Here is a 25,568-nt window from a genome sequence, read left to right as displayed (position 1 = left end):
GTTTCGGGGAGGGGGCGGTTACCTGAACAGGGTCCCGGTCTTGTCGCCGATCGCCCGCTTGCGGTCGAAGTAGTCGTTGATGACGACGCGGAAGCGGTCCGATTCCGGACGGGCCCAGTTGCGCATCAGTTCGCAGCCGAAGGCGAGTGACGTGATCGGCTGCGCGCCCGCGTGTGTCATCCGTTCGACGGCCGTGGCATGGGTGACCGGCGAGACACCACCCACCGCGTCGACGACGGGGTACACCTCGAAGCCCTCACGGAGCATGTCGAGCGTGGGGAACGCGAGACACACTTCCGTCCACAGCCCCGCCATCACGATCTTCTTGCGTCCTGTCGCCGTGACGGCCTCGCGGAAGTCCGCGTCCTCCCAGGAGTTGACGCCCGTACGGTCGATCTCCGGTACGTCGGGGAGCTCACCCGCGATCTCGGCGACCGTGCCCTGGTTGACGCCCATCCCGACGCCGACGGTCGAGAGGATGGTCGGGACCTCGTACGCGCCCGCCAGCTTGGCCAGGGTGATGGCGCCGAGGTCGATCTCCTCACGGGTGGCCGAGCCGATGGTGGCGTACTGGCCTTCCTGGTAGTCGATGAAGACCACCGCGCAGTTGTCCGGCGTGAGCAGGTGGTCGGCGGTGGTGTCACGGACGGGTTCGGGAGAGGTCTTCGCGGATGCGGCGTCGGCGTCGGCAGTCATGCCGTGGTCCCTTCTCGCGTCTCGGTCGTGGGCGACGGCCCGGCGGGGCGAGGGCAGGGAACGAGCGTACCCACGGCCGGGCAGGCCCGGCCGAAGGCTTTCTGACGGCGCGTCGGCGAAGAAGGGGCGTCCGAAGGAGCGGCTCGTCCGTCAGCCCAGCCGACCGCGCAGCCAGGTCGTGATCTCCGGGGTCACGGCGTCGACGACGTCCGCGGTCTCCTCCTCGCGCTTCTTCACGTACTTGGCCCAGTAGGGGCAGACCGGAACCACCCGCTTGCCGCTGTTGCGGACATCGGCGAGGGCCTCCGTCACCAGGGTCCCGGCCAGTCCGCGCCCCGCGAACCGCTCGTCGACCTCGGTGTGGAAGAAGACCCGCTGGTCGCCGCGGTCGCGGTACTCGGTGAGTCCGGCCAGTTCGCCGTCGACGGCGATGATGTAGCGCTGCTCGTCGGGACGGTGTTCCACGATCGGGGTGGTGGGGGTGGTCATGGTGCGTGTCTCCTTGAACGGTGGCTGGTGGGCGTGTCAGTGGTGTGTGCGGTTGCCGCGTGACTTGAGGGTGCTGTTGGGCAGTTCGGGGGCCGGGAGGCGGTCGCCGGGGTAGCCGGTGACGGTACCGAAGCGTTCGGCGGCGGCCTGCCATTCCGTGCGCGCGGCGACGATCTCGTCGTGGCTGCGGCCGATGAAGTTCCACCACATCACGATCTCTTCGCCGAACGGCGTGCCGCCGAGCAGCAGGAGCCTGGCCGGGCCGCTCCCCTCGTTGGCGAGGGTGATGGTGTCACCGCCGGGGTCGAGGTAGCCCAGTTCGCCGCCGGGCACGAGGGTTCCTTCGACCCGAACGGCCCCCTCGTCGACCAGGGCGCCGAGTTCGAAGGCGGGGTCGACGGCGAGGGTGACCCGCGCGCCCGCTTCGAGCACGATCTCGGCGCCGAGCAGCGGGGTGTGGGTGGGGACCGGGGAGGTGTCGCCGGCGAGCGTACCGAGGAAGACCTTCGCCTCTCCCCCGTCCAGGGCGACGGCGGAGGGGGCGTGGTGCTGGAACGCAGGTGCCACGTCGCGGCGGCCGTCCGGCAGGGCGATCCAGAGCTGGATGCCGCGCAGGATCGTGGTGTCGGGGGTGGAGACCTCGGAGTGGCTGATGCCGTGTCCGGCGGCCATCAGGTTCAGCTCGCCGGGCCGCACCATGGCATGGGTGCCCAGGCTGTCGCGGTGCTCGATCTCGCCGTCGAACAGCCAACTCGCCGTCTGGAGACCGATGTGCGGGTGCGGCGCGACGTCCATCCCGCCGGTGGCGGCGACGGCGTCGGGCCCGTAGTGGTCGGCGAAGCACCAGGCGCCGATGAGGCTGCGCTGCCGCTGCGGGAGGGTACGGCGTACGGTCATGGCCCGTGGCCCGCCGAGCGGCACCTCGCGGGCGGGCAGCACCTCCACCCGCCGCCTCACCAGCTCCTGTTCACGTTCGGTCATGACTCTCGGCCCCCTCTGTGGATCTTCTTGTTGATCTTCCCCGTAGCGCGGTGGTTGAACAGTAAACTATATTGACGTGGGCCGCCACCCCGACCGGCGGCCACGAACGAGGGAGGGCCTCAGTGAGCACCAGCGCAGCCACGACGGACACGCACGTCGGCGACCGGCGGCGGATCTTCATCGACAAGCAGACCCCGGACGCGTACCGCGCCTTCCGCCAGGCCTCCGACACGGTCCGCGCCGCGGCCACGGCGGCCGGTCTGGAACCGGCGCTCCTCGAGCTGATCAACGTACGCGTGTCGCAGATCAACGGCTGCGCCTTCTGCCTCGATCGCCACACCCGTACGGCCCTGCGTGACGGCGAGTCCCCGTTGCGCCTCGGCGTGCTGCCGGGGTGGCGGGACGCGGCCGTGTTCTCCGAGCGGGAGCGGGCGGCGCTCGGCCTCGCCGAGACGGTGACGCACCCGGACGACGACACCGCGCAGGAGTCGGCGTACGCGGCCGCCCGCGAGGTGTTCGACGACGCCGAGATCTCCGCCGCGATCTGGGCGGCGATCACCATCAACGCCTTCAACCGGGTCTCGATCCTCAGCAAGCACCCGGTGCGCCGGTCCGCCATGCCGGGCCCGTCGGTCCAGTGACCGAGCCCCTTCCCTGCGTGAAACTACGCACAGCGCCACATACGCCACACCCCTGAGCCGTATCCACCATCACGAACCATCATCACGACACGGAGGGCCCCGATGGCCATCGAGATCACCGACAACGCCGAGGCGAACCGTTACGAGGCCCGTGTCGACGGGCAGCGGGCGGGCGTCGCCGAGTACATGCGCACCAAGGAGAGCGGCCTGGTCGTCTTCACGCACACCGAGGTCGCCCCGGAGTACAACGGCCAGGGCATCGGCTCGGCCCTGGCCCGTGCGGCGCTCGACGCGGCACGCGCGGACGGCCTGCGGGTCCTCGCGGTGTGCCCGTTCATCTCCGGCTGGATGGCCCGCCACCCTGACTACCAGGACCTGGCGTACCAGAGCCGGAGCAAGGTCGAGGACTAGGAGCGGCGCGCGCGGCCCCCGGAGTGACGCACCTCACGCGCCCCAACTGCCGCGCGCGTACAACCCTTTCGCTCCATCGCCGATCAAGACTGTGCGGCCGCTGAGGCCGTGCGCGACGCGGGTCCGGCTCACCCCGACCCGCGTCCGCCCGTCGACAGGTGACAACGGAGCCTCCTCATGTCCCAGCACTCCCGCAAGAAGTTGACGTCCGGCAAGAAGGTGACCCTGGGCGTCGGCGCGTTGGCGGCCTCCGGGCTCGCCGTCGGCCTGCTCGTCACACCGTCCGCGATGGCGGGCGGGACCGACGCGGCCGAGGCGCAGGAGCAGAGCAGGGCCGCGGCCGCCGACGCCTCCGCGGCGAAGGACGCCGCGCCCAGGGCCAAGACCCTGGCCGCGAGCGCCGACGCGTCCACCGTCGTCTCCGGCGTCACCGTCGACGGCGGCAACAGCGCCCGCGTCGGCACGACGAACACGCAGACGATCACCGTGAAGTGGACGCTCAGCGGCGGGACGAAGCTCTACGGCAGCAACGCGTCGATCTGGCGCGGCACCGACCGCGACAGCGGCCTCGAGCAGTTCATGAACTCCGAGCAGTTCGCCGACGACGTCGACCCCTGTGTCCGGTCCGGTGACACCACGTTCAGCTGCACGGCCACCTTCAAGATCGACCCGCGGAGCGACCTCGCGAACGAGGACGCCGGAGCCTGGAAGATCGCCCTCTGGGCGGTCACCGACGCGGCCACGGACGTGGACACCGACAACGCCAGGACCTGGTACCTCAAGCGCTGGTCCCGGCTGAGCAACAACGCCGCCCCCGAGCCCGTCGCCAAGGGCAGGACGATCACGATCACCGGCAAGCTGGAGCGCGCCAACTGGGACACCCACAAGTACGCGGGCTACACCCAGCAGACCGTCCGCCTCCAGGAGCGTTCGCTGACCGGCTCGTACGCCACCACCAGCAGCCACAAGACCGGCACCGGCAGCCTGGCGGGCGTCGAGAAGCAGACGCGCACGGCCACCACCGACCGCTGCTACCGGTACAAGTTCGAGGGCACCTCGACCACGCCGCCCGTCACCGCGACCGGTGACTGCGTGGACGTGCGCTGACCCCACCGCCCCTCCCCGGCCGGCCCCATCGGGTCGGCCGGGCGTCGGGCCCGCGCCGACCTCTCTCGGACCGACATACCGGCGTAAAATTCACGACGTACGGTCTCTCCCGTTCGATCTCCACTCCTGGAGGCGGCCATGGCGTCCGTCGACCGTCCTTACGTCATGACGAGCAGCGAGGGTCAGGCGCTGTGGTTCACCGGCAACCTCGCCACCGTGAAGGCCGCGGGGCCCCAGACGCGAGGTCGCGTCAGTGTGGTGGAGTTCCTCAATCCCGCCGGATTCGCCCCGCCGCTGCACCGGCACCTGGAAGAGGACGAGATGTTCTACGTCCTGTCGGGCTCGGTCCGCTTCCTGTGCGACGAGCAGGAACTCGCCGCCGGCCCAGGGGACTTCGTGCTGCTGCCGGTGGGGCTGCCGCACACCTTCGTGGTCGGCTCCGAGGAACCGCTGCGGTGTCTCCAGATCACCACGCCGTCCGGTTTCGAGGACTTCGCCGCGGAGGCCGGCACCCCGGCCCGTGAGCGCCGCCTCCCGGACCCCGGCCCGGTCGACCCCGCGGTCCTCGGCCACGCCGCGGCCCGCCACCACATCGAGATCCTGGGCCCGCCACCGAACGCTCCCGCGGGCGCCTGAGGCCCGCCCCCTCCACGCCCCACCCGGGTACGCCGCGGTTTCCTGAGCGCAACGGCGACGAAATACCGCCTCTCTAGTGTCACCCCCACACCGGTCATGGCTGCAACGGCCGGTGGGCGTCCGGCTGCGCGCTCGTCCGGGCGCTAACCAGCCGTCTTCCGCCGAGCTGTGAGGAGGAACGATGGCTGTTGTCGAGCATGCCGTCGCGCCCGCACACCCAGGACCCCACCCCGTCGACGCCCGCCCGCCGTGGCGTCGGCTCGTGCCGCTGAGTCTTCAGCATCTGCTCGTCGCGTACGCGGGCATGGCCACGATGCCGCTGCTCGTGGGGACCGCGCTGCATCTGCCCGAGGACCGGATCCGGCTGCTGATCAGCGCGAACCTGCTGGTCAGCGGGATCGCCACCGTGTTGCAGTCACTGGGCCTGAAATGGTTCGGGGCGCGGTTGCCGGTCGTGATGGGCTCCACGTTCACCGCGATCACTCCCGCGATCCTGATCGGGCAGGAGCACGGGCTCGCCGCCGTGTTCGGGGCGACCGTCGTGTCCGGTCTGGTGACGCTGGCCGTCGCGCCGTGGTTCGGGCGCTGCCTGCATCTGTTTCCGCCGCTGGTCACCGGGACGGTCATCGCTGTCATCGGGTTCTCGCTCGTGCCTTCGGCCGCCAGTCTCGTCACCGGCGACGGGGGCGGCGGCAGCGGGCTCGCGCTCGCCGCGGGGACGGTGCTGCTCGTGGTGGTCGTGGAGCGCCTCGCACCACCCGCTCTCGCCCGGTTCTCCGTGCTCCTCGCCATGGCGGTGGGGACCGCGGCCGCGCTGCCGCTGGGGCTGTTCGACGGGTCGGGGGTCGCGGACGCGCACATCGTCACGGCGCCCGATCCGACCGCTTTCGGGGCGCCCACGTTCGTGGTGCCCGCCATCGCGGCGATGCTCGTCGTGCAGCTCGTGAACATGGTGGAGTCCGTCGGCGACACCCTCGCGGTCGGCCAGATCGTCGGCCGCGGCGACGACGCGCCCACCGTCGTACGGGCGCTGCGCGCGGACGGGGCGGCCACCGTCGTTTCGGGGGCACTCGCCTCCTTCCCCATCGTGACGTTCGGGCAGTCGGTGGGCCTGGTGAGCGTGACCCGTGTGAAGAGCCGTCATGTCGTGGCGCTGTCCAGGGTGTTGATGGTGGTGCTCGCGTTCGTGCCCGTGCTGGGGGCGGCCGTCGCCGCCGTGCCGGGCCCTGTGCTCGGCGGGGTCTCGCTCGTCATGTTCGGGACCGTCGGCGCCGTGGGGCTGCGCATCCTCGCGCGCGCCGATCTGAGCGAGCCGCGGAACCTGCTGACCGTCGCCCTCGCCTTCGCACTCGGCATGATCCCGCTCGGGGCGCCGGACTTCTACGCGCCGCTCCCCTCGTACCTGCGCACCGTCCTGGACAGCGGCATCGCCGTCACCGGGATCGTGGCGTTCCTGCTCAATCTGCTGTTCCACCGCACGGGCGCGGCCCGCCCCCGGAAGGAGCCCGCCCGATGACGCTCGGGACGATCACGGACGTCACCGTCTTCAGCGGGGGCCGCTGGCTGCCCGGGATGGACGTGCACATCGCCGACGGACGGGTCACGGCGCTCACGAAGCACGGTCAACTCCCGCACAGTGGTGAAGTGTTGGACGGAAGCGGCGGACACCTGACGCCGGGCCTCGTCAACACCCACACCCACCTCTTCCAGGCGGGGCTGCGCGGCATCGGCGAAGGACTCGGGCTGCTGGCGTGGCTCAGCGCCGTCGGCGACGAGGCGGCGCTGCTCACACCGGAGCGGGCGTACGCGACCGCTGCCGCCGCCGCGGCCGAGGCACTGCGCAGCGGCACCACCACGCTCGTCGAGCACATGTGGCCGCACCCCTCACCCGAGGTGCACGACGCGGTGCTGCGGGCCCTCAAGGACAGCGGCGTACGGGCCGTGCTGTGCCGGGGAGTCGCCGACCGGGCCGACGCGAGCCGCAAGTGGGGCTTCGATCCGCGGCTCATGCAGCCGTTGAAGGAGGCCCTCGCGCACACCGACGAGCTGATCGCGCGGGCGCGCGGCAGCCGGGTCGACGTCGGCGTGGCCGTGCCCAATCCGCGGTGTCTGACGCCGGAGGGCATGGGCGCCGTGCGCGCGTACGCCGAGGAGCGCGGGCTGCCCGTCTCGCTGCACCTGCTGGAGACCGTGACGGACGACGTGATGTGCCGTGACCGTACGGGGGTCGGTGCCGTCGCCTACCTGGAGCGGGCCGGGTTTCTGTGGGAGCGGCTGCTCGCCGTGCACTGCGTGGAGCTCGGCGCCGAGGGGCGGGCCACCCTTGCCCGACACGGCGTCGGTGTCTCGTACAACCCGCTCAGCAATATGCGGCTCGGCAGCGGGATCGCGCCGGTGCCCGAGATGCTGGAGGCAGGACTGAGCGTCGGACTCGGCGTCGACGGGGCCGCGAGCAACGACACGCAGGACATCCTGGAGGCGCTGCGCATCGGCGCGTATCTGCAGCGGGCCGCGCACCGCAAGGCGGATCTGTTCGGCTTCCCCGAGATGTTGGCGATGGCGGCGGGCGGCGCGAACCGGGTGCTCGGGATCGAGGAGAACCCGGACGGCGGGGTGCGGGTGGGGATGCGGGCGGACCTCGTCCTGCACCGCTTCGACCGTGACTACGCCTGCCTCCCGGTCCGCGATCCGGGGGCGACGCTGCTGACCTGCGCGGGCAGCAGGACGGTGGCGGCCGTGCTGGTCGGGGGCGAGGTGCTGGTACGCGACGGTGAGCACGTCCGGCTGCCGTCCCGGGAGTTGGCGGCGGGCCTCGCCGCGGGCTTTACGGCCGCGTAACAGCACGATCCCCACCAGTAACACACACCGTGCAGGCTGACCCCATCGCGTGCGGGCCCCGGCGACCGGGGCCCGCGCCAGCCCACGGCGCCGGGCCCACCAAGGGGTCCGACGTGACCGTGCACGCGGACCTCTGAGTGTCCGCGCTGGGGATCGCAGGGGCGGTGACTGCATCCCGTACGCCACTGCGTGTCCGAGGAGCGAAAGACGCGATGACGAACACCACGTACACACTCGACGAGTTGGCCAAGGAGACCCGCATGGGCGGGGCCGGGACGGAGACGTCCGCCCGCGAGATCCGCCGCATCGACCTCACCGACTTCGACCGCCGCAAGGCGGAGATCACCGAGGAGCTGTGGGCGGCGGCCACCGACATCGGCTTCTTCCAACTGGTCAACCACGGCATCGAACCCGACGCCGTGGACGGCGCGTTCGCCGACGCCGAGGCATTCTTCGCGCTGCCGGACGAGACCAAGGCGCGGCACGGCCTGAAGAAGGGGCTCAACTCCGGCTGGGAGTCGATGACCCAGGTGCGTCCCTCCATCGGGACGCCCGACCAGAAGGAGTCGTTCCAGGTGACCCGCCCGCACATGGACGGGCTGTGGCCCGACGACGCGCTGCCCGGGTTCCAGGAGCGCGTGCTGGCGTTCGAGGCACAGTGCCGGGACCTGGCGATGAAGGTGCTGTCCTGCTTCGCGGACCGGCTCGGGATGCCGGCGGGGTTCTTCGCGCGCGCCCACGACCCGGCGAGCCCGCGGTACCAGTCGACGCTGCGGATGCTGCACTACTTCGCCGTGCCCGACGACGCGGTGATCCCCGAGAACGTGTGGCGGGCCGGGGCGCACACCGACTTCGACTGCCTGACGCTGCTGTTCCAGCGGGACGGGCAGGGTGGCCTCCAGGTGTGTCCCGGCAAGGAGGCCGAGGCGCAGGAGTGGACGCCGGTCGAGCCGGCGGACTCCGTGATCACCTGCAACATCGGGGACATGCTGATGCGGTGGAGCGACGACCGGCTCCCGTCGAACTTCCACCGGGTCAGGTCGCCCGGCCCGGACGACGACCGGTCGGCGCGGCACAGCATCGCGTTCTTCGCGCAGGCCGACCGTGACGTGGTGATCGAGGGCCCGGAGGGCCGCTACCCGCCGATCACCGCGGCCGACTACATCCAGCAGCGGATCGCTGCCAACTTCGCGCGATAGGACGGTGGTTGACGTGACGATGCCCGCGCAGGGCGGACAGCGGGCCGGTTTCGGGCGGCTCGCGGTGCTGGGACTCCAGCATGTGCTCGTGATGTACACGGGGTGTGTGACCGTGCCGCTGGTGTTCGGCGCCGCGGCCGGCCTCGATGCCGCGACGATCGCCGTCCTGATCAATGCCGATCTGCTCGTCGCGGGCGTCGTCACGACGATTCAGGGCGCCGGCGTCGGCCGCTTCCTCGGTGTGCGGATGCCGGTGATGGCGGGGGCCGCGTTCACCGCGGTGACGCCGATGATCCTGATCGCCGGGGAGTACGGCCTTCAGGCGGTGTACGGGTCGATGCTCGCGGCCGGGGTGTTCGGGCTGCTGGTCGCCTACCCGTTCGCGAAGGCGGTCCGTTTCTTCCCGCCCCTGGTGAGCGGCGTCGTGATCACGGTGGTGGGGCTCGCGCTGATCGGTGTGGGCGTGGACCTGGTCGTCGGGAACGATCCGAAGGCCGCCGATCACGCGGCGCCCTCGCGGCTCGCGCTCGCCGCGTTCGTGGTCGTCGTGATCCTGCTGGTGGCCCGGTTCGGGCGTGGCTTCCTCGCCCAGACCGGCGTACTCCTCGGCCTGTTGGTGGGGACGGCGGTCGCCGTTCCGCTCGGCCTGGTCGACTTCTCGGCGGCGCGGACGGCGGACTGGGTCGGGGTCAGTGCCCCGTTCCACTTCGGCGCCCCGGAGTTCCCCGCGGTCGCCGTCCTTTCGATGTGCGTGGTGATGCTGGTCCTGTTCGCCGAGTCGACGGCGGATCTGATCGCGGTCGCGGAGCTGACCGGGAAGCGGCTCACGACCGCCGACATGGCGCGCGGACTGGCGGCGGACGGGCTCTCCGGGGTGCTGGGAGGCGTCATGAACGCCTTCCTCGACACGGTGTTCGCGCAGAACGTGGGCCTGGTGACGATGACGAAGGTGCGCAGCCGGCACGTCGCGACGATCGCGGGCGGCATCCTCGTGGTCCTCGGCCTGGTGCCCAAGCTCGGGGCGCTGGTCGCCGGGTTGCCGCAGCCGGTGGTCGGCGCCGCGGGGCTCGTGATGTTCGCGACGGTCGCCGCGGTCGGCATCAACACGCTCCGCAAGGTCGACTTCGACGGCACGCACAACCTGCTGATCGTGGCGGTGTCGATCGGCGTCGGCATGGCCCCCGAGGTGGCCCCCGACCTCTACTCGCGCTTCCCCGAGGGCGTGGGCATCGTCCTCGGCTCCCCGGTGACGAGCGCGACGCTCCTGGCATTCGCCCTGAACCTGGCCTTCAACGGCGGACGCTCACGCCGCGGCGAGGCCGAGCTCCCGCCGGGGCCGGTGGTGGAGGTGCGGCGTGAGGAGCCGGTGGGGCGGGCGGGAGCCTGAAATGGCCGGGCGGGTCAGACTCGACGGCCCGCCCGCAGTTCCAGGTGTTCGGCCTTGAACCGGGCACGGAAAGCGCGGTCGTGGGAGACCGCCACCACCGCGCCCGGGTAGGCCGCCAGCGCCGTTTGGAGGTCCTCGATCAGGTCGAGGGCGATGTGGTTGGTCGGCTCGTCGAGGACGAGGAGGTCGGCCGGTCGGGTCAGCAGCGTCGCGAGTTGGAGGCGGCGTTGTTGTCCCACGGACAGCGCGGCGACCGGGACGTGCAGGTCGTGTTCGCGGAACAGGCCCAGGGACAGGAGCTGTTCGGCGTACTCGTCCGGAAGGCCCGGCCGTCCGGAGGCGAACGCGGCGAGGAGCGGCAGGCGTGTGGCGTGGGTGGGCAGCTCCTGGGCGAGGTAGCCGGTCGGGGCGGAGCGGCGCACCGTGCCCGCGTCCGGGAGCAGGTCGCCCGCCAGGACACGGAGCAGCGTCGTCTTGCCCGCGCCGTTCTCGCCCGTCACCAGGAGGCGGGACCCGGGCTGGATCGTCAACAGGCCGTCCAGGCGCAGGCGTTCGCCGACGCGTACGTTGTCGAGCTCGGCCAAGGGACCCGATGGGGGTCCTTCGGTCGTCGATGGCAGTGACGTGGTGAAGCGGAGGGGCTCCGGCGGCTTGGCCACCGGGGTGCGCCGGAGGCGGTCCAGGCGTTCGCGCACGGAGCGGACCTGCCCGCCGAGCTTCGCCTCGCTGGAACGGCGGTGTTTGCCGAAGCCCTGTTTCGGGTCACCGCCGGTACCGGCCAACCGCCGTCCCGCGGCCTCGAGCAGTTCCTCCGCGCGGGCCACCTCCTCGACCCAGTCCGCGTACCGCTGCTCCGCCCCGCGCCGGGCGGCGGCCTTCGCGGCGCGGTAACCGGCCCACCCGTCGCCGTAGCGGCGCACGGTGCGCTCGTCGCGGTCGACCTCGAAGATCGTGGTGGCGATGCGCTCCAGGAACCCTCGGTCGTGGGTGACCGCGACGACGGTGCCGCGGTGGGCACGCAGGTGCTCCTCCAGCCAGCGCACGGCGGTCGCGTCGAGGTGGTTGGTCGGTTCGTCGAGGAGGAGCAGTTCGGGTGCCGCGGCCAGGGTGCAGGCAAGCGCGAGGCGTGACTGTTCGCCGCCGGACAGCGAACCGAGCGCGCGCTCGCGGGTGATCCGGGCGAGGCCGAGTCCGTGCATGGCGGCCTCGACGCGGGCGTCCGCCTCGTAGCCGCCGCGCTCCTCGTACGCGATCAACAGCTCGCCGTACGCGGCGAGTTCGGCCTCGGTCGCGGCGCCGAGGGATTCCTCGGCGGCCCGGAGCGCGCGCTCCATGGCGCGCAGGTCGGCGAGGGCGAGGTCGACGGCGTCCTGCACGGTGCGGTCCGCGTCGAGGTCCAGGGTCTGGGCGAGGTGACCGATGCCGCCGGGGAAGCGGACGGTCACCTCGCCGGCGTCGGGCTCCTCGACCTCGGCGAGCAGCCGCAGCAGCGTGGACTTGCCGGAGCCGTTCTCCCCGACGACGGCGGCCCTCTCGCCGGGGCGGACGGTGAAGGACACCTGGTCGAGCACGGTCCGGGTGCCGTACGACTTGGTGACCGACCGGACGGACAGTTGCGCCGCGGCCGGGGCGGAGGCGGCGGTGGGCAGGGTGGTGCGAGCGCGTTCGCGCATGGGGGTTCCTCTGGGCGTGCGAAGGGTCTAACGGGCGGACAGAGACGGCGGCGGTGCGCCGCACCCGGACTCAGACGAAGAAGAGGAAAGCCATGCGGACACCATAACAAGACGAGACGTCTCGGTTCAACTCATGAGCGACCACGGGCGAGACCGCTCCGCCCACTCCTTGCACATCGCGCACAACGACACCCCGTCCACACCGCCCACAAGATCCGGCCCCTCTTGTCGAACCATCCATTCCTGTGCGTAAGGTATGCCTCACCTTTCCTTTGAATGTTTGATGACTGCTCCGGGGGCACCATGCTTCTCCGACGGCGCGGCGCTGCCGCGGCCTCGATCGTTCTCGCCGGTCTGCTGTCCCTCACGGCGTGCGGCGGATCCGGCGACGGCGCGGCGGGCGGCGGCGAGTCCGCGGCCGCCGGCTCCGGCAAGGACTCGAAGTCCGTCGCGCAGGGCGGCGAGGACTTCGGCGACGCGGCCAAGAAGACCGCCGCAATGGGCACCGACGCCAAGCCTGGCGAGTGGCCGCGCACCGTGAAGCACGCCATGGGCAGCACGGAGATCAAGCAGCGGCCCAAGCGCGTCGTCGTCCTGGACGTCGGCGAGCTGGACAACGTCGTGTCGCTCGGCGTGAAGCCCGTCGGCCTCGCGCCGAGCGAGGGCTCGCCGGAGCTGCCGTCGTACCTCAAGAAGGACGCGGGCCACCCGAAGAACGTCGGCACCATCAACAGCCTCAACCTGGAGGCCATCGCCGCGCTCAAGCCGGACCTGATCCTCGGCAGCCAGCTGCGCGCCGCGAACTCCTACGACGAGCTGTCGCAGATCGCGCCGACCGTCTTCTCCATCCGCCCCGGCTTCACGTGGAAGGAGAACTACCTCCTCAACGCCGCCGCCCTGGACAAGACGGCGCAGGCCAAGAAGAACCTCTCCGCGTACGAGAAGCGCGCCAAGGACCTCGGTACGGAACTCGGCGCCGACAAGCCGACCGTGACGATGCTGCGCTTCATGCCCGAGGGCAAGATCCGCCTCTACGCGAACGACTCGTTCATCGGCACCATCCTCAAGGACGTCGGCATCCCGCGGCCCAAGAACCAGGACATCTCCGACCTGGCCGCCGAGGTCAGCGCCGAGAACATCGACCAGGCCGACGCCGACTACATCTTCACCGGTGTCTACGGGAAGCCGAACGCCACGGAGAAGTCCGCGGTCCAGAAGAACCCGCTGTGGAAGAACCTCAAGGCGGTCAAGGCCGGTCACGCCTACGACGTCCCGGACGAGACCTGGTACCTCGGGCTCGGCACCATGGCGGCCGACGCGGTCCTCGACGACCTGGGCCGACACCTCACCAAGTAGCCGCCCCCGTAAGCGAAGCCCGAAAGAGAAGAGAGTGAGCGCGGCACATGGCGCGAGCTTCCCGCCGCCGGATCGCCTGGCTGCTCGGGTGCGCGGCGATGCTCCTCGTCGCCGTCCTGCTGAGCCTGGCCGTCGGCAGCCGTCAGATCGCACCCGCTGAGGTGGTGCGGGCGCTGGTGCAGCACGGCACCAGCCCCGACGCCCAGTTGGTGCGCTCCCTGCGGGTGCCGCGCACCCTCATCGGCATCCTCGCCGGGGCGGCGCTCGGCGTCGCGGGGACGGTCATGCAGGGCATCGCCCGCAACCCGATCGCCGAGCCGGGCATCCTCGGTGTCAGCCAGGGCGCGTCGGCGGGTGTGGTGTGCGCGATCGCGTTCCTCGGTGTGCACAGCCTCACCGGGTACATCTGGTTCGCGTTCGCGGGCGCGGCGCTCGCGGCGGTGGCGGTGTACGCCGTCGCGGCCGGGGGCTACCGCGGGGCGTCGCCCGTCAAGCTGGCGCTATCCGGCGCGGCGATGAACGCGTTCCTGGCCGCGATCGTCTCCGGCATCGTGACCACCGACGCGCACGCGCTCGACGAGTTCCGGTTCTGGCAGGTGGGCTCGCTCAGCGGCAGGGACGGCGAAGTCGTCGGCCAGATCTGGCCGTTCGTCCTCGTCGGCCTGGTGCTCGTCGCGGTCGCGGCCCGCGGCCTCGACGCGCTCGCGCTCGGCGACGACGCCGCCCGCAACCTCGGCCACAACGTCGGCCTCCTGCGCGTCCAGGGCGCCGTCGCCGCGACCGTGCTGACCGGCGCCGCGGTGTCTGCCGCGGGGCCGATCGCCTTCACCGGCCTGGCCGTTCCGCACATCGCGCGCGCCCTGGTGGGCACCGCGCACCGCTGGGTGCTGCCGGCCGCCGCCCTGCTCGGCCCCGTGATGCTCCTGGTCTCCGACGTGATCGGCCGTATCGTCTTCCCGCCGTCGGAGGTGCCGGTGGCCGTGATGACCGCCCTGCTCGGTGTGCCGTTCCTGATCGTGCTCGTACGTCGCCGGGCGGTGGCCGCCGCATGAACAGCGCGACCACCACGCCCGCCCGCCGGCTGCGTCCCGCGGGACACACCGTGCTGCGGCCCGGCCGCTCCAGCTTCCTGGTGCACCGCAGGTCCCTCGTCGTCGCCTGCGCACTCGCCGTGCTGCTCGCGGCGGCCGTCGTCGCGTACCTGTGCGTCGGCGAGGCCTTCGTCTCCCCCGCCTCGGTCGTCGACGTCCTGCTGGGCAGGCCGAGTCCCGACCAGCTCGTCGTCGGCACGCTGCGACTGCCCCGGCTCACCGTCGGGCTGCTCGCCGGGCTCGCGTTCGGGATCGCGGGCGCCCTCGTGCAGACCGTCGCCCGCAACCCGCTGGCAAGCCCCGACATCATCGGCGTGACCCACGGCGCGGGCGCGGTCACCGTCGCCGCGATGAGCTTCGGCCTCGCCTCGTACACCGCGCTGCCGTACGTGTCGGTGGCGGGCGGCATCGGGGCGGCGCTGCTGGTGTACGTGTTCGCCTGGCGGCGCGGCATGCAGGCCTCGCGGTTCGTCCTCATCGGCATCGGCATCTCGGTCGCGCTCGGCTCGCTCACCCAGCTGTTCCTCACCAAGGGCGACGCGCTCGTGGCCCAGCAGGCGAAGGTGTGGCTCACCGGTTCGCTCAACAGCCGCGGCTACGACCAGGCGGCCCCGCTCGCCCTGGTCCTGCTCGTCGCCGTGCCCGCCGTCCTGTGGGCGGCGCGGGCGCAGCGCTCGGCGTCCCTCGACGACGACACGGCGACCGCCCTCGGCGTCCGGCTCAACCGGATGCGGCTCGGCCTGACCGTGCTCGGCGTCGTGCTCGCGTCGATGGCGACGGGCGCCACCGGGCCCGTCGACTTCGTCGCCCTGCTCGCCCCGCAGATCGCCCGCCGCCTGACCCGTACCGCGCAGATCCCGCTGCTTTCGTCGGCGCTCACCGGTGCGCTGATCGTGGTGGTCGCCGATCTGCTGGCCCGGCGCCTGTTCTCGCCCGTCGAACTCCCCGTCGGCGTCCTCACCGCAGCGGTGGGCGCCCCCTACCTGATGTGGCTGATCGCGCGCGGCCTCAGCCGTTCCGGAGGCAGCACCTCATGAGTACCGCCACCCGCCGTACGACCGACGGCACGAGCCGGCTCACCGCCCGGTCCCTCACCCTCGCGTACGAGGACAGGACCGTCGTCGACGGCCTCGACCTGGAGATCCCCGACGGCAAGGTCACCGTCGTCGTGGGACCCAACGCCTGCGGCAAGTCGACGCTGCTGCGCGCGCTCGGACGGCTGCTCAAGCCCAAGAGCGGCTCGGTGCTGCTGGACGGCGCCGAGCTCGCCCGCATCCCCGGCCGTGACATCGCCCGCGCCATCGGTGTGCTCCCGCAGAGCCCGACCCCGCCCGACGGCATCACGGTCGCCGACCTCGTGGCCCGCGGCAGGCAGCCGCACCAGAAGTGGTGGCAGCAGTGGTCCGAGGCCGACGAGCACGCCGTCACGCAGGCCCTGGAGCACACCAACACCACGGCCCTCGCGGACCGTCCGGTGGACGAGCTGTCCGGCGGGCAGCGGCAGCGGGTGTGGATCGCCATGGCGCTGGCCCAGGAGACCGAGCTGCTGCTCCTCGACGAGCCGACCACGTACCTCGACATCGCCCACCAGGTCGAGGTCCTCGACCTGGTGCGCCGCCTCAACCACGAGCGCGGCCGCACCGTCGTCGCCGTGCTGCACGACCTCAACCAGGCCGCCCGCTACGCCGATCACCTCGTGGCCATGCGGGACGGCCGCATCGTCGCGCAGGGCCCGCCGTCCGACGTCATCACGGCGGATCTGGTGCACACCGTCTTCGGCCTGCACTCGGTGGTCGTCCCCGACCCGGTGACCGGCAGCCCGCTGGTGGTGCCCGGCGCACCGTGGCAGTCGACTCCGTCGGTACCGAAGCAGGCCGACTGACTTTCGGACATCCGGAGGATCTGAGGGCCGTCGCGTCACCGGTGGCCGCGCACCCTCCGCCGTACGAGCAGGGTCGCACCGGCGAGCACCGCGGCCCCCGCGCACACCCAGGCGACGACGACACCTGTCCCCGGCCCCGACTCGGTGTCGGCGGCCACAAGGTGGGCATCCGCTCCGAACAGGGCGAAGGTACGGGTGTTGTTCGTCGTGTCCTCGTCGGCGTGGTCCCGGCTGGTGTCGGCGGCCTTGAGGGCGGCCCTGGCCTTTCCTGTCACCCCGTCCCCGCTCTCGCGCACCTCGAAGTCGACCGTCGAGGACTCGTGGGGAGCGGGCGGGCTCAGGGGGCAGGTGTACGTGAGCCCGCGGTGTCGGCACAGCGGCTCGAACACGTCGTCGTCGATCTCCTCCATGGGCTCCTTGCGGACGTCCGTCCCCGGCGGCAGGGTCACGGTGAGCGAGACACCTCCGAGACCGCCGCCGGGGTCGCCGGAGCCGTCGTTGCGCGCCCCCACCCGCAGCCGCCTGCTGTCGTCGTCCGCGGCGGAGAGCTGTGAAGTGACCGCGTAGTCCGGCCGGTTGGCGATGCGGACCTTCGTCCAGACGTCCTTGTCCTCGCTGTACTTGCCGCTGCCCGCGCGGGCGGTTCCCACCTGCGGGACGAGCGCGGGGCCCGTGCCCGCGCGGGGTGTGCCGGGCGGGGTGGGGTCCTTCGTGGAGCGGGAGGAGCCGTCGAGGCCCCCGTTCTCCGCGCCGCGGCCGACGAGCGTGACGGTGGTGCGGAAGGAGGAGTCCATCAGGGTTTCGGAGGCGTCGAGGCGCAGCCAGTCCTTCACGTACACCTCTTCCCCCGGCCGCAGGGCCGTCTTCGGGAAGCGGCATGTCACGGTCGTCGCACCGCCGTGGGGCAGGTACGTGCACGAGCGGGATCGGTGTACGGGGCGAAGCCCGTCGTCGACCGTGGTGGTGACGGCGAAGCCGTCGGCGGGCAGTTCGCCGGTGTTGCGCACGCCGAGCGCGACGTCGGTCCTGGCGCCCGAACCGACCCGGAGCGTGTCCTGCTCGCGCAGCGCCAGAACCGGCCCGCCGACCACGACACGGGTCGTCGCCCGGCTCAACTCCCCTTCTGAAGTGCGGAAACTGACGCGCAGTTCGCCCTCGTCGCCCGGCTTGCTGCCGGGCGCGGCGCGGGGCAGCGCTCCGGCCCAGTCGGTCCAGCTGTCGTACGCCTCGCCGACCCGGCACACCACCTTCCGGTCCGTGCCGGAACACCCGTTGCCGTACTGCTTGAGGCGCAGGACGTCGGAAGAGTCCGTGACGTCCATGGTGAGCGTCGACCCGTGCGCCGTGCCGCGCGGCACTCCCCTGTCGTAGCTGATCAGGATGCGCTTCTCCCGGTCGGGGCGCGGCTTTCCGCCGTACGGGGCGACGCGGAAGGACGCGGGTGCGCTGAGCCCCTGCGGGTCGGCGGCGTGCGCCGCGGGTGCCGGGAGCGCGCCCCAGCCGAGCAGGGTGAGGACGGCGGCGAGCAGGGCCCGCACGGGGGCGGCGGTGTCGAGACGGGGCATCGCCCCAGTGGAACAGTCCCCCTGCCACACCTCGGGTACCGGCCGATCACGGAACCGCAACGTTTGCCGCGGAACCGGCGGGGCCTCAAGGCCTGACGTTCCTCACGCCGGGCACGAACCGCCCTTGCCGGGGCTCGTACGGAAGGGCTTCGGTGGGCGGTAGTCGGACGCGCGCGGGTACTCGACGACGGGCACGATCTTGCAGACGGGCCAGTTGTCGTTCTCCGACGTGAAACCGAAGTCGCCGCTCGCGCCGCGCACGCAGTCCCCGCAGTCCCCGTCGGTGCCCACCTTCATGTTGCTGATGTTGCTGTTGACGTCGTACTTGGTGGGCAACTGGCCCTTGTTGTCCTCGTCGTTGGTGAACTGGGTGACGCCCTTGATGAGCACCTGGAACGCGTCGTAGTGCATGATCGCGTACCCGTCGTCGAGGTCGCTCCCCTTGAGGCCCGCGTCCTTGGCGACGGTGGCGGCGAACGTCCCGTACTGGCGGGGCGCGTCCTGCCCCCGGCTCCACGACAGGTTGTCCGTGGGCGCGGCGTTGAGGGTGACGACGTTGGCCTCCTTCATCGCCGCGCGCATGGCGTCGCCGGTCAGGCGTGAGGTGAGTCCGGTGGAGACGCGCAGGACGCGGATGGGGTGCTTGGCCTTGTCCTTGCGGGCCTGGCAGTCGGCGTCCTTGGCGATCGCCTCGACCAGCTCCGGCAGGTCCCAGTCCCGTCCGGCCACGAACACGGTGTCCGCGCCGGACTGGCACAGCCGGGAGGCGGCCGGTGCCATCGCGGCGGGCGCGCCCTCGTAGGGGCCCATGGTGCCGATGTACGAGCGGTCCCTGACCGCCAGCTGGTACTTCGTGCCGAAGCTCTTGAGGAGTTCGGCCTTGGTGTTGGTGACGTAGTCGTCGCCGGAGCGCGAGTCCCAGACGAGGAAGCCCTTGCCGTTGCCGGGGTGTTCCTCGAGGTAGTGGGCGAGGGCGAGGACCGAGTTCCGGTTGTTGGGCGCCGTCTTGTAGAACGTCCTGGCCTTGATGTTCGGGGAGCTGAGGACGCCGCTGACGGCGGGGATGTTCCGCTTGGCCAGGGCGGTCGCCGCGTCCTGCGAGTCCTGCTCGCTGTTGGGCAGCCCCATGACACCCACCAGCGGGGAGTCGCCCTCCTGCTGCTTCCCGCTGCCGGTCAGCTCGGCCGCCGCGTCGACCGCGGGCTCCCACAGGTCGAGGTCGGCGCCGATGTTGCCGAGCAGCATCTGGAAGTTGACGCTGTTGCTGGACGTGTTGGCGTCGCGCTGCGCGGCGTAGGCGCCCGCGAGACTGCGTTCGAGGAGCGGCGCGGTCATCGCCCCGGACTTCGAGGTGTTGAACGGCAGCAGCAGGGCGACCTTCACGTACGGCTTCTTGTCGGCGGCGCCCTTGGGGTGCTCCCACAGGTCCCGTACCCGCCCGTTCTCCTTCGCGATGCGCGCGACGAGCCCGGATATCTGCTTGCCCGGCCCGTCCTCGCCCGGCTTGAACACCGGTGCGCGCACGGTCGCGTCGACGAGGCCGACGCATTCACCGTCCTTCTCCTCGAGCCCGTCCTTGCAGTCGCTGCCGGTGACGATCGGCACGACGATCCACGCCGCCGCTCCTACGAGGACGAGGGCCACGAACCCGGCGATCCAGCGGCCGAGGATCCGCTCACCGCGCCTGAGCGGGCGCCCCCTGACGAAAGGGCGGACGAAGATGTCAGTGAAGCTCACCGTGGCTCCCTTCGGGGCCGAGCGCGGGCAGGGCGGATGCGGGGGTGCGCAGCTCGCGCAGGTCGTCGTGCCACTCCTGCGCGGCGTCGAACAGCGTTCCTGCGCCGGTGACATGACGGCCCGACAGAAGCTCCAGGTCGAAGCGGATGCGCTCGCAGAGCCGCTCGTCCGGTGCGGTCAACGGATCGGCGGCGAGCCACACCGCGTGCAGGAGGCGGTGCACGGAGCGCAGCACGTCGTCGCCGACGGGTTCGGTGCCGCTCTTGCCTCCGGCCTTGTTCCAGCAGTCCCTGGCCCAGCCGGCGTCCGGCGGATGCGGCGCCGTCGCCACCTGCCACAGGTCGCGCAGCCACTGCTCGGCGTCGCCCTCCTCCACGAACCGCTCGTACAGGCTGCTCGCGACGTGTCCGGTGGCGCCGCCCGCGAGCGCGTGGTGCAGGGCGTCGATGTGCTGTCCCGCGCGCTCGTGGTGGGCGCGGAGCAGTTCGTGCAGGGCGTGCCAGGTCGGCGTGGTGCCGGCCGGCTGAGGCCTGCGGCGGCGCAGTTCGAGGACGAGGACGGCGCGCAGGAACGGGTCGGTGACGAACGGCCGGGGCGTCTGCGCGCCGTGCTCGGCCCGCAGGTGGCCGCGGGCGGTCTCCACCGCGGCGCGGTCCGGGTCGGCCGGCAGGTACGCGGCGGCCAGGGCGCGCGCGGCCGCGGTGTCGCGCGCCACGGAGAACAGCGTCAGGTTGCGGCGCAGCTCCGGGTCGGGGACGAGGCGCACCGCGATCTGCCGGGTGACCGACTGACCGTTCAGTTGCAGCGCGCCGACGTCGAAGCCGGGGGTGGCCGCGGTGTTCGGCGCGGCCCGTACGGCCTCGGTCAGGAGCCCGCACCCGAGCGGCGAGCCCTGCGTGAAACGGCGTACCACGCGCGGCAGTTCCCCGCGCAGCGATGGCGCGGCGTCGCTCAGCATGGTGACGATGTCGTGCCGGTCGAGCCGGGGCAGCTCGACGGTGACGAGCCCCGCCGACGCGGTGCCGGTCTCGGGCCGCTGCCAGTCGGCGGCGCCGCCGGTGACCTGTTCCAGGGTGAGGTGTGTGGCGTCGGGGAACGAGCGGCGGCGGGCGCTGCCACGCGCGGCGGCCACCACGATCAGCGGGTCCCCGGGCTGCTTGGCCCGGTGGGCGAGGAACTGGTCGAGGAGGTGGGCGCCGGCCGGTGTCTGCGCGTTGTCGAGCAGGAGCAGCGGCCTGGGTGGCCGGTTGAAGCGCATCCAGCGGGTGCCGTAGCGGGCCCGTAGATCCTCGAGGAGCGCGACGGCGAGGGAAGCCTCGGCGAGTTCACGCAGGTCGCCGCCCTGGTGGAAGGCGCGGGAGTGGGCGACGAGGGGAGACTCGTCGCGGCGGGTGCCCGGCCGCCCCGCGTAGAACGCGACAACGTCTCCCGCCTGCTCCTTCTTCGTCAGATAGCGCTCGGTGAACAGCTCCACCGAGGCGTCCACGACGGGCTGGAGCTCTTCGGGGGCGACACCGTTCGGCAGCCGGTCGTTCACGTCCCGCACCCAGTCGTCCGCGACGGCCGCCTCCGCGAGACCGCAGCCGGTCAGCAGCCGCCGTACGCGCTCCTGGGCGGCGTCCTGCTCCGCGGTGTCACCGAACCGCCAGGCGCAGACGGCCACGAGCCCGACCCACAGCCGCGGCAGCCGCAGCAGCTTCCGCTCCCCCGCGACCGCAGAGCACAGCCCGCACGCCGCCTCGACGAGGAAGTCGGCGCCCTGCGAGGTGTTCCCGACGAGCCCGTCACCGCTGCCCGCGCCCTGCGCGCAGTCCACCTCCGCGACCGGGACGCGGCCGCTGTAGGAGCGGTACAGCGCGTCGAGGACGGCGGTGCGGCCGCGGCCGTGCGGACCGGTCAGGAGCAGCGCGGGCGGATCGTCCCTGTGGACCTGTTCGACGTCCCGGGCACCGTCCTCGCGCGGGTGTCCCACGAGGCGCGGCACCAGGTCGTCGAGGAGGGCGTCCCGGCCGTACAGTCTGCTCACGCGCGTCCTCCTTCGCTACGTTCGTTCAGCCGCCCAGCACGCGCGTCAGTACGGGGCCGATGGTCTGCAACAGGACCTGCGCGGCCGTGGATTCGGGCGCGGCGGCGAGCTGCGCGCGGACGCGGGCGGCGAGCGAACGTGTCTCGGGACTCGGCGGCGCCCCGTCCTGTCCGTGGCGCAAGTCCTGGTCGGCCTGGATGAGTTGACGTATCTGTTCGGGATCGAGGTTGACCCCGGTCTCCTGGTTGAAGTTCTCGATGGCCCCGTTCAGAACGTTGACGTTCCCCGTGACCGATCCGATGGTGATGCCCATCGCCGGCGGCGCGTGCGCCACGTAGGCGGCCACGTCGCCCTCCCCACTGGTCGCGCAGGTCCGCCCGTGGTCGGTGAGCCGGACACGGGCGGCGATCCCGTCCCCGTCGAGCGTGACGAGCCCGGCCTCGCGCAGATACACCGCACTGCCCTCGACGACGCTCTGCGCGAGCACCTCGCCGTGGAACGACGACCGCTCGGCGATGAAGAACTCCTTGAGCCGCGGCGTGCGCCCGGACCTGCCCTCCTCGTACGCCCACATCACCAGGGCGTTCTCGGTGTATCGCCGGACCGCGTCCGGATTCCCCAGGTCGGCGACGTACTGCTCCGCCTGCGCGAGCCCCGCCGTGGTCAGCTCCGCGTCCGGCGGTGGCTGCTCCTCGTCCTCGTGGACGCGTACGAGGCCGCGCTCCTGCAACGCCTCGACGAGCGCGGCGACACCGAGCGCCGGCATGTTCTTCTGCTGCCCGAAACCGCTGGTCGGCACCGGCACATCGGTCTGCCTGCCGCACTGCTCGTACAGCCACAGCAGCAACCGGACTTCGTGGCGGCCGGGCGAGGCCGCGTGCAGCGTCATCGTCAGCCCAACCCCCGTTGGCGCAGATGCATGAGACAAGCTGTTTGAGCAGTCGAATGTACCCCTCCGGAGGAGCCGTCACCAGATCTTTGACATCCCGGCGGCCCCACGACTCCCGTGATTACCTGAGGACTTGGGCAGTATCCGGAAGCGCTCACACCGCGAGGGAGTCGCACGCATGGCGAGCAAGCAGACCTTGTTGCGGGGCGGCCGCGTCATCGACCCGTCCACGGGTGTCGACGAAGTGACCGACGTCCTCATGACCGACGGCAGGATCGCCGCACGCGGCCCCGACCTCGTACCGCCCCCTGACGCCGAGACGATCGACGCCACCGACTTGATCGTCGGCCCCGGCTTCGTCGACCTGCACAGCCATGTGCACTCCATCGCCGGGCACCGGTTGCAGGCGATGGACGGCGTGACGACGGCGCTCGACCTGGAGGCGGGCCTGATGCCGGTCGAGCGTGCCTACGCCGAGGCAGCGGCGGCGGGCCGCCCCCTCCACTACGGTTTCTCCGCCTCCTGGGGCGGCGCGCGGGCCCAGGTGCTCGCCGGTCTCACCCCCGACGCCCGCATCACGTCGAGCCTGTCCGTGCTGGGCGACCCACGGTGGCAACGCTCCTCGTCACCAAGCGAGTTGGCGGCCTGGCTCTCACTCCTGGAAGCGGAACTGGCCGCCGGAGCACTCGGGATCGGCGTCCTGATGGGCTACGCGCCCGCCTCCGACCCCGCCGAGTTCCTGGCGGTGGCCCGGCTCGCGGCGAAGGCCGGGGCGCCCACGTTCACGCACGTGAGGGAACTGGTCGAGATGGATCCGGCGACGCCCGTCGACGGCTCGGCGGAGATCGCGATCGCGGCGGCGGAGACGGGCGCGGCGATGCACCACTGCCACGTCAACAGCACCTCGGGCCGCCACGTCGAGCGCGTCCTCAGCACCCTTGAGGCCGCGCGGCGATCGGGTTCACGGGTCACCGTGGAGGCGTACCCGTACGGAGCGGGCAGCACGGCGGTCGGCGCGGCCTTCATCGCGCCGGAGCGGCTGCGGCTGAAAGGGCTGGGCCCCAGCAGCGTCATCATGGTCGAGACCGGCGAGCGGATCGCGGACGCGGCCCGCCTGGAACAGCTCCGCGCGCAGGACCCCGGCGCGCCCTGCCTCCTCGAATTCCTCGACGAGGACGACCCGCACGACCTCTCCCTCCTGCGCCAGGCACTCGCCTTCCCCGACGCCGTGGTGGCCAGCGACGCGATGCCGGTCTTCTGGCCGGACGGCACCCACGACAGCACCCGGTGGCCCCTCCCGCCGGGCGGCACGACCCACCCCCGTACGGCGGGGACCTTCGCCAAGACGCTCCGCCTGATGGTCCGCGAGACGGGTGCCTGGACCTGGCTTGAGGCCTTCCGCCGCTGCTCCTACCTCCCGGCCCGCATCCTCGACGACATCGCACCGTCGGCCCGCACGAAGGGCCGTCTGTCGGTGGGCGCGGACGCGGACGTGGTGGTGCTGGACCCGACGACGGTGACGGACACGGCGACGTACGCGGATCCCACGCGTCCGTCGGTCGGGGTGCGGCACTTGTTCGTGAGCGGGGTGCCGGTCGTGGCGGAGGGGGCGCTGCGGGAGGATGCGCTGCCGGGGAGGGCGGTGAGGGGGGAGGCGCGCTGAGCTGCCTGTCGGCCGGCGGACGTCAGTTGGTGCGGTCCGACCAGCCCTCCGGGAGGTCACCGGGAGCGATGGCGACCACGCTCTCGTCGTCTTCACCGACGTACTCGAACAGGGTGATGTGGGCGAACTCCGGGACCTCGAAGATCGGGTAGGTCGGTCCGGCGTCCCGGTAGGCGCGCATCTCGTCGAGGTGGTCGCTCTGGAAGAGCACGGTGCGCTCGCCGTGCTCCTTGATCCAGTGCGGGAAGAAGATCACGCCGTGCAGAACCCGCTCGGCGGGGACGACGTTGACGCTCACCGACGTTCCCGTGGGCTCCGTCCAGGAGACCTTGTACACGCCTTCGGTGAGCCGTACGAGGTCGACCTTCTGGTCCTTGACCCAACGCCCGCCCACGTGCCCCGTGTGGATGCGGTAGTCGATGGTCGAGGCGTTCTTCACGTACATCTCGTACTGCCAGCCGTTGGCGTAGGTGTAGATGAAGCGGTGGCCGACGATCCCGGAGAGGTCCTGGGGCGGGACGGGGCTCTCGACGGTGGTGGGGCGGATGTCGGTGGTGACTGCCATGGTGCTTCAGCTTCTTTCTGTCTCTCTCGGCGCCGTCGTCCAGGGCTCGGGCCCCGCGGCGCCGCAATTCAAGTTTGCCACAAAATGATTTTGCTGCAAAACAAACAGGCTGAGCAGGCACAATGACTCCATGGACATCACCGAGGCGGACCAGGCCGCCGCCAGCGAACTCAGCCACCTCCTCGGCCCCCTGCGCCGCGCGGTGCTGCGCGCCACCCGCAACGCCGCCGACCTGCCCGACCTCCCGGAGGCCCAGATCGAGCTGCTGCGCGTCCTGGCGGACGGACCGCTCCCCGCCCGCGAGACCGCCGACCGCCTGCGCGTCGCCCCGTCCACCGTGAGCAACCTGGTGAAGTCCATGCGCGCGGCCGGCCTCGTCGAGCGCCGCTCCCGTCCGGACGACGCCCGCACCGTCCTGCTCGCCGCCACCGCGAAGGCCACGGACCTCCTCGACCGCTACGACCACGCGAGCGCCGCCGCCCTCGCCCGGGGCATCGAGCACCTGACCCCACAGGAACGGACCGCACTGCGCGCCGCGCTCCCGGCCCTGTCCCGTCTGGCGGCGGGGCTCACGGAGAAGTAGGACCTGAGGCGGCACCGTCAACCGTCGCTCCGCCCGCACCGTCGCCGAAGAGGCCGCGCACGAGGTCGGGTTGACGGTTCGAATGGTTGTCTCGGTAGGCTCGTGAACAGTTGCGACGCAACGCGATGAGTGCGCAGGCAGCGTTCGGTGCGC

Annotated in this window: 23 protein-coding genes; 14 read left to right on the top strand and 9 right to left on the bottom strand. The window is 71.8% G+C overall.

Going from position 1 to position 25,568, the window contains the following annotated elements; translation table 11 throughout:
• Positions 1-18: 18 nt before the first annotated feature.
• The 3 genes from ACTWJ8_RS34195 to ACTWJ8_RS34185 all read right to left on the bottom strand — a co-directional run bounded on the left by ACTWJ8_RS34195 (position 19) and on the right by ACTWJ8_RS34185 (position 2,166).
• Positions 19-696 carry a hydrolase gene (locus ACTWJ8_RS34195; RefSeq protein WP_443261413.1) on the bottom strand — a complete coding sequence of 226 codons (678 nt, stop codon included), beginning with the start codon at positions 694-696 and terminating at the stop codon, positions 19-21.
• Between the two features lie 150 nt (positions 697-846).
• Positions 847-1,185 (bottom strand): GNAT family N-acetyltransferase, encoded by a 339-nt coding sequence (locus ACTWJ8_RS34190; protein WP_443261411.1) that lies wholly within the window; start codon positions 1,183-1,185, stop codon positions 847-849.
• A gap of 36 nt (positions 1,186-1,221) precedes the next feature.
• A complete protein-coding gene (locus ACTWJ8_RS34185; RefSeq protein ID WP_443261410.1) occupies positions 1,222-2,166 on the bottom strand; it encodes a pirin family protein in 945 nt (314 codons plus the stop codon).
• 122 nt (positions 2,167-2,288) lie between these two features.
• Between ACTWJ8_RS34185 and ACTWJ8_RS34180 the strand changes: the two genes are divergently transcribed.
• The 8 genes from ACTWJ8_RS34180 to ACTWJ8_RS34145 all read left to right on the top strand — a co-directional run bounded on the left by ACTWJ8_RS34180 (position 2,289) and on the right by ACTWJ8_RS34145 (position 10,385).
• Complete coding sequence (locus tag ACTWJ8_RS34180; protein ID WP_356373391.1) at positions 2,289-2,807, top strand: carboxymuconolactone decarboxylase family protein; 519 nt, start codon at positions 2,289-2,291, stop codon at positions 2,805-2,807.
• Between the two features lie 102 nt (positions 2,808-2,909).
• Complete coding sequence (locus ACTWJ8_RS34175; RefSeq protein WP_356373392.1) at positions 2,910-3,218, top strand: GNAT family N-acetyltransferase; 309 nt, start codon at positions 2,910-2,912, stop codon at positions 3,216-3,218.
• Between the two features lie 177 nt (positions 3,219-3,395).
• A complete protein-coding gene (locus ACTWJ8_RS34170) occupies positions 3,396-4,325 on the top strand; it encodes a calcium-binding protein (protein ID WP_356373393.1) in 930 nt (309 codons plus the stop codon).
• Positions 4,326-4,463: 138 nt separating this feature from the next.
• Positions 4,464-4,961: a quercetin 2,3-dioxygenase gene (locus ACTWJ8_RS34165; protein ID WP_356373394.1), complete on the top strand. Its 498-nt coding sequence runs from the start codon at positions 4,464-4,466 to the stop codon at positions 4,959-4,961.
• 181 nt (positions 4,962-5,142) lie between these two features.
• The gene (locus ACTWJ8_RS34160; protein WP_443261408.1) at positions 5,143-6,477 is read left to right on the top strand and encodes a uracil-xanthine permease family protein; all 1,335 of its coding nucleotides are present in this window, start codon (positions 5,143-5,145) and stop codon (positions 6,475-6,477) included.
• On the top strand, positions 6,474-7,799 hold the full coding sequence (locus tag ACTWJ8_RS34155; RefSeq protein ID WP_443261407.1) for an amidohydrolase family protein: 1,326 nt from the start codon (positions 6,474-6,476) through the stop codon (positions 7,797-7,799). Before ACTWJ8_RS34160 ends, ACTWJ8_RS34155 begins: the two co-directional genes overlap by 4 nt.
• A gap of 212 nt (positions 7,800-8,011) precedes the next feature.
• A complete protein-coding gene (locus tag ACTWJ8_RS34150) occupies positions 8,012-8,998 on the top strand; it encodes an isopenicillin N synthase family dioxygenase (protein ID WP_443261406.1) in 987 nt (328 codons plus the stop codon).
• Between the two features lie 19 nt (positions 8,999-9,017).
• Positions 9,018-10,385, top strand: coding sequence for a nucleobase:cation symporter-2 family protein (locus ACTWJ8_RS34145; protein ID WP_443265082.1), 1,368 nt, complete (start codon positions 9,018-9,020; stop codon positions 10,383-10,385).
• A 14-nt stretch (positions 10,386-10,399) separates the two neighbouring features.
• On the opposite strand, the gene abc-f is transcribed toward ACTWJ8_RS34145, so the two are convergent.
• Positions 10,400-12,058, bottom strand: coding sequence for a ribosomal protection-like ABC-F family protein (gene abc-f, locus ACTWJ8_RS34140; protein ID WP_443261405.1), 1,659 nt, complete (start codon positions 12,056-12,058; stop codon positions 10,400-10,402).
• Between the two features lie 303 nt (positions 12,059-12,361).
• Between abc-f and ACTWJ8_RS34135 the strand changes: the two genes are divergently transcribed.
• Genes ACTWJ8_RS34135 through ACTWJ8_RS34120 form a run of 4 tightly spaced genes read left to right on the top strand, consistent with a single transcriptional unit; the run spans position 12,362 to position 16,387 of the window.
• Entirely contained in the window at positions 12,362-13,414 is a 1,053-nt protein-coding gene (locus ACTWJ8_RS34135) for an ABC transporter substrate-binding protein (protein WP_443261404.1), read from the top strand.
• Positions 13,415-13,461: 47 nt separating this feature from the next.
• Positions 13,462-14,466: a FecCD family ABC transporter permease gene (locus ACTWJ8_RS34130; RefSeq protein WP_443261403.1), complete on the top strand. Its 1,005-nt coding sequence runs from the start codon at positions 13,462-13,464 to the stop codon at positions 14,464-14,466.
• Positions 14,463-15,542 (top strand): FecCD family ABC transporter permease, encoded by a 1,080-nt coding sequence (locus ACTWJ8_RS34125; RefSeq protein ID WP_443261401.1) that lies wholly within the window; start codon positions 14,463-14,465, stop codon positions 15,540-15,542. Before ACTWJ8_RS34130 ends, ACTWJ8_RS34125 begins: the two co-directional genes overlap by 4 nt.
• Entirely contained in the window at positions 15,539-16,387 is an 849-nt protein-coding gene (locus ACTWJ8_RS34120; RefSeq protein ID WP_443261400.1) for an ABC transporter ATP-binding protein, read from the top strand. Before ACTWJ8_RS34125 ends, ACTWJ8_RS34120 begins: the two co-directional genes overlap by 4 nt.
• A gap of 35 nt (positions 16,388-16,422) precedes the next feature.
• Here ACTWJ8_RS34120 and ACTWJ8_RS34115 read toward each other — a convergent pair whose 3' ends face one another.
• The 4 genes from ACTWJ8_RS34115 to ACTWJ8_RS34100 all read right to left on the bottom strand — a co-directional run bounded on the left by ACTWJ8_RS34115 (position 16,423) and on the right by ACTWJ8_RS34100 (position 22,604).
• The gene (locus ACTWJ8_RS34115) at positions 16,423-17,952 is read right to left on the bottom strand and encodes a hypothetical protein (protein ID WP_443261398.1); all 1,530 of its coding nucleotides are present in this window, start codon (positions 17,950-17,952) and stop codon (positions 16,423-16,425) included.
• Positions 17,953-18,054: 102 nt separating this feature from the next.
• Positions 18,055-19,689, bottom strand: coding sequence for a hypothetical protein (locus ACTWJ8_RS34110; RefSeq protein ID WP_443261397.1), 1,635 nt, complete (start codon positions 19,687-19,689; stop codon positions 18,055-18,057).
• On the bottom strand, positions 19,676-21,715 hold the full coding sequence (locus ACTWJ8_RS34105; RefSeq protein ID WP_443261396.1) for an ATP-binding protein: 2,040 nt from the start codon (positions 21,713-21,715) through the stop codon (positions 19,676-19,678). Before ACTWJ8_RS34105 ends, ACTWJ8_RS34110 begins: the two co-directional genes overlap by 14 nt.
• Positions 21,716-21,740: 25 nt before the next feature.
• Complete coding sequence (locus ACTWJ8_RS34100) at positions 21,741-22,604, bottom strand: hypothetical protein (protein WP_443261395.1); 864 nt, start codon at positions 22,602-22,604, stop codon at positions 21,741-21,743.
• 178 nt (positions 22,605-22,782) lie between these two features.
• Between ACTWJ8_RS34100 and ACTWJ8_RS34095 the strand changes: the two genes are divergently transcribed.
• Positions 22,783-24,267, top strand: a complete 1,485-nt coding sequence (locus ACTWJ8_RS34095; protein ID WP_443261394.1) for an amidohydrolase family protein — start codon at positions 22,783-22,785, stop codon at positions 24,265-24,267.
• 22 nt (positions 24,268-24,289) lie between these two features.
• Here the strand turns inward: ACTWJ8_RS34095 and ACTWJ8_RS34090 are convergent, their stop codons facing one another.
• A complete protein-coding gene (locus ACTWJ8_RS34090) occupies positions 24,290-24,832 on the bottom strand; it encodes a phenolic acid decarboxylase (RefSeq protein WP_443261393.1) in 543 nt (180 codons plus the stop codon).
• Positions 24,833-24,962: 130 nt separating this feature from the next.
• On the opposite strand from ACTWJ8_RS34090, the gene ACTWJ8_RS34085 reads away from it, so the two are divergent.
• Positions 24,963-25,415, top strand: a complete 453-nt coding sequence (locus ACTWJ8_RS34085; protein WP_356373410.1) for a MarR family winged helix-turn-helix transcriptional regulator — start codon at positions 24,963-24,965, stop codon at positions 25,413-25,415.
• Positions 25,416-25,568: the final 153 nt, after the last annotated feature.

It is taken from the genome of Streptomyces sp. SDT5-1 (assembly GCF_052245995.1).
In the GTDB taxonomy this organism is placed as follows: domain Bacteria; phylum Actinomycetota; class Actinomycetes; order Streptomycetales; family Streptomycetaceae; genus Streptomyces.
The sequence above is the reverse complement of the archived record's forward strand: the minus strand, read 5'-3'. Positions and strand labels throughout refer to the sequence as shown.

What these genes read in the sequence shown, in the direction of transcription:
- ACTWJ8_RS34195 (WP_443261413.1), bottom strand. Translation starts at nt 696, where the DNA reads ATGACTGCCGACGCCGACGCCGCATCCGCGAAGACCTCTCCCGAACCC.
- ACTWJ8_RS34190 (WP_443261411.1), bottom strand. Translation starts at nt 1,185, where the DNA reads ATGACCACCCCCACCACCCCGATCGTGGAACACCGTCCCGACGAGCAG.
- ACTWJ8_RS34185 (WP_443261410.1), bottom strand. Translation starts at nt 2,166, where the DNA reads ATGACCGAACGTGAACAGGAGCTGGTGAGGCGGCGGGTGGAGGTGCTG.
- ACTWJ8_RS34175 (WP_356373392.1), top strand. Translation starts at nt 2,910, where the DNA reads ATGGCCATCGAGATCACCGACAACGCCGAGGCGAACCGTTACGAGGCC.
- ACTWJ8_RS34170 (WP_356373393.1), top strand. Translation starts at nt 3,396, where the DNA reads ATGTCCCAGCACTCCCGCAAGAAGTTGACGTCCGGCAAGAAGGTGACC.
- ACTWJ8_RS34165 (WP_356373394.1), top strand. Translation starts at nt 4,464, where the DNA reads ATGGCGTCCGTCGACCGTCCTTACGTCATGACGAGCAGCGAGGGTCAG.
- ACTWJ8_RS34160 (WP_443261408.1), top strand. Translation starts at nt 5,143, where the DNA reads ATGGCTGTTGTCGAGCATGCCGTCGCGCCCGCACACCCAGGACCCCAC.
- ACTWJ8_RS34155 (WP_443261407.1), top strand. Translation starts at nt 6,474, where the DNA reads ATGACGCTCGGGACGATCACGGACGTCACCGTCTTCAGCGGGGGCCGC.
- ACTWJ8_RS34150 (WP_443261406.1), top strand. Translation starts at nt 8,012, where the DNA reads ATGACGAACACCACGTACACACTCGACGAGTTGGCCAAGGAGACCCGC.
- ACTWJ8_RS34145 (WP_443265082.1), top strand. Translation starts at nt 9,018, where the DNA reads ATGCCCGCGCAGGGCGGACAGCGGGCCGGTTTCGGGCGGCTCGCGGTG.
- abc-f (WP_443261405.1), bottom strand. Translation starts at nt 12,058, where the DNA reads ATGCGCGAACGCGCTCGCACCACCCTGCCCACCGCCGCCTCCGCCCCG.
- ACTWJ8_RS34135 (WP_443261404.1), top strand. Translation starts at nt 12,362, where the DNA reads ATGCTTCTCCGACGGCGCGGCGCTGCCGCGGCCTCGATCGTTCTCGCC.
- ACTWJ8_RS34130 (WP_443261403.1), top strand. Translation starts at nt 13,462, where the DNA reads ATGGCGCGAGCTTCCCGCCGCCGGATCGCCTGGCTGCTCGGGTGCGCG.
- ACTWJ8_RS34125 (WP_443261401.1), top strand. Translation starts at nt 14,463, where the DNA reads ATGAACAGCGCGACCACCACGCCCGCCCGCCGGCTGCGTCCCGCGGGA.
- ACTWJ8_RS34120 (WP_443261400.1), top strand. Translation starts at nt 15,539, where the DNA reads ATGAGTACCGCCACCCGCCGTACGACCGACGGCACGAGCCGGCTCACC.
- ACTWJ8_RS34115 (WP_443261398.1), bottom strand. Translation starts at nt 17,952, where the DNA reads ATGCCCCGTCTCGACACCGCCGCCCCCGTGCGGGCCCTGCTCGCCGCC.
- ACTWJ8_RS34100 (WP_443261395.1), bottom strand. Translation starts at nt 22,604, where the DNA reads ATGACGCTGCACGCGGCCTCGCCCGGCCGCCACGAAGTCCGGTTGCTG.
- ACTWJ8_RS34095 (WP_443261394.1), top strand. Translation starts at nt 22,783, where the DNA reads ATGGCGAGCAAGCAGACCTTGTTGCGGGGCGGCCGCGTCATCGACCCG.
- ACTWJ8_RS34090 (WP_443261393.1), bottom strand. Translation starts at nt 24,832, where the DNA reads ATGGCAGTCACCACCGACATCCGCCCCACCACCGTCGAGAGCCCCGTC.
- ACTWJ8_RS34085 (WP_356373410.1), top strand. Translation starts at nt 24,963, where the DNA reads ATGGACATCACCGAGGCGGACCAGGCCGCCGCCAGCGAACTCAGCCAC.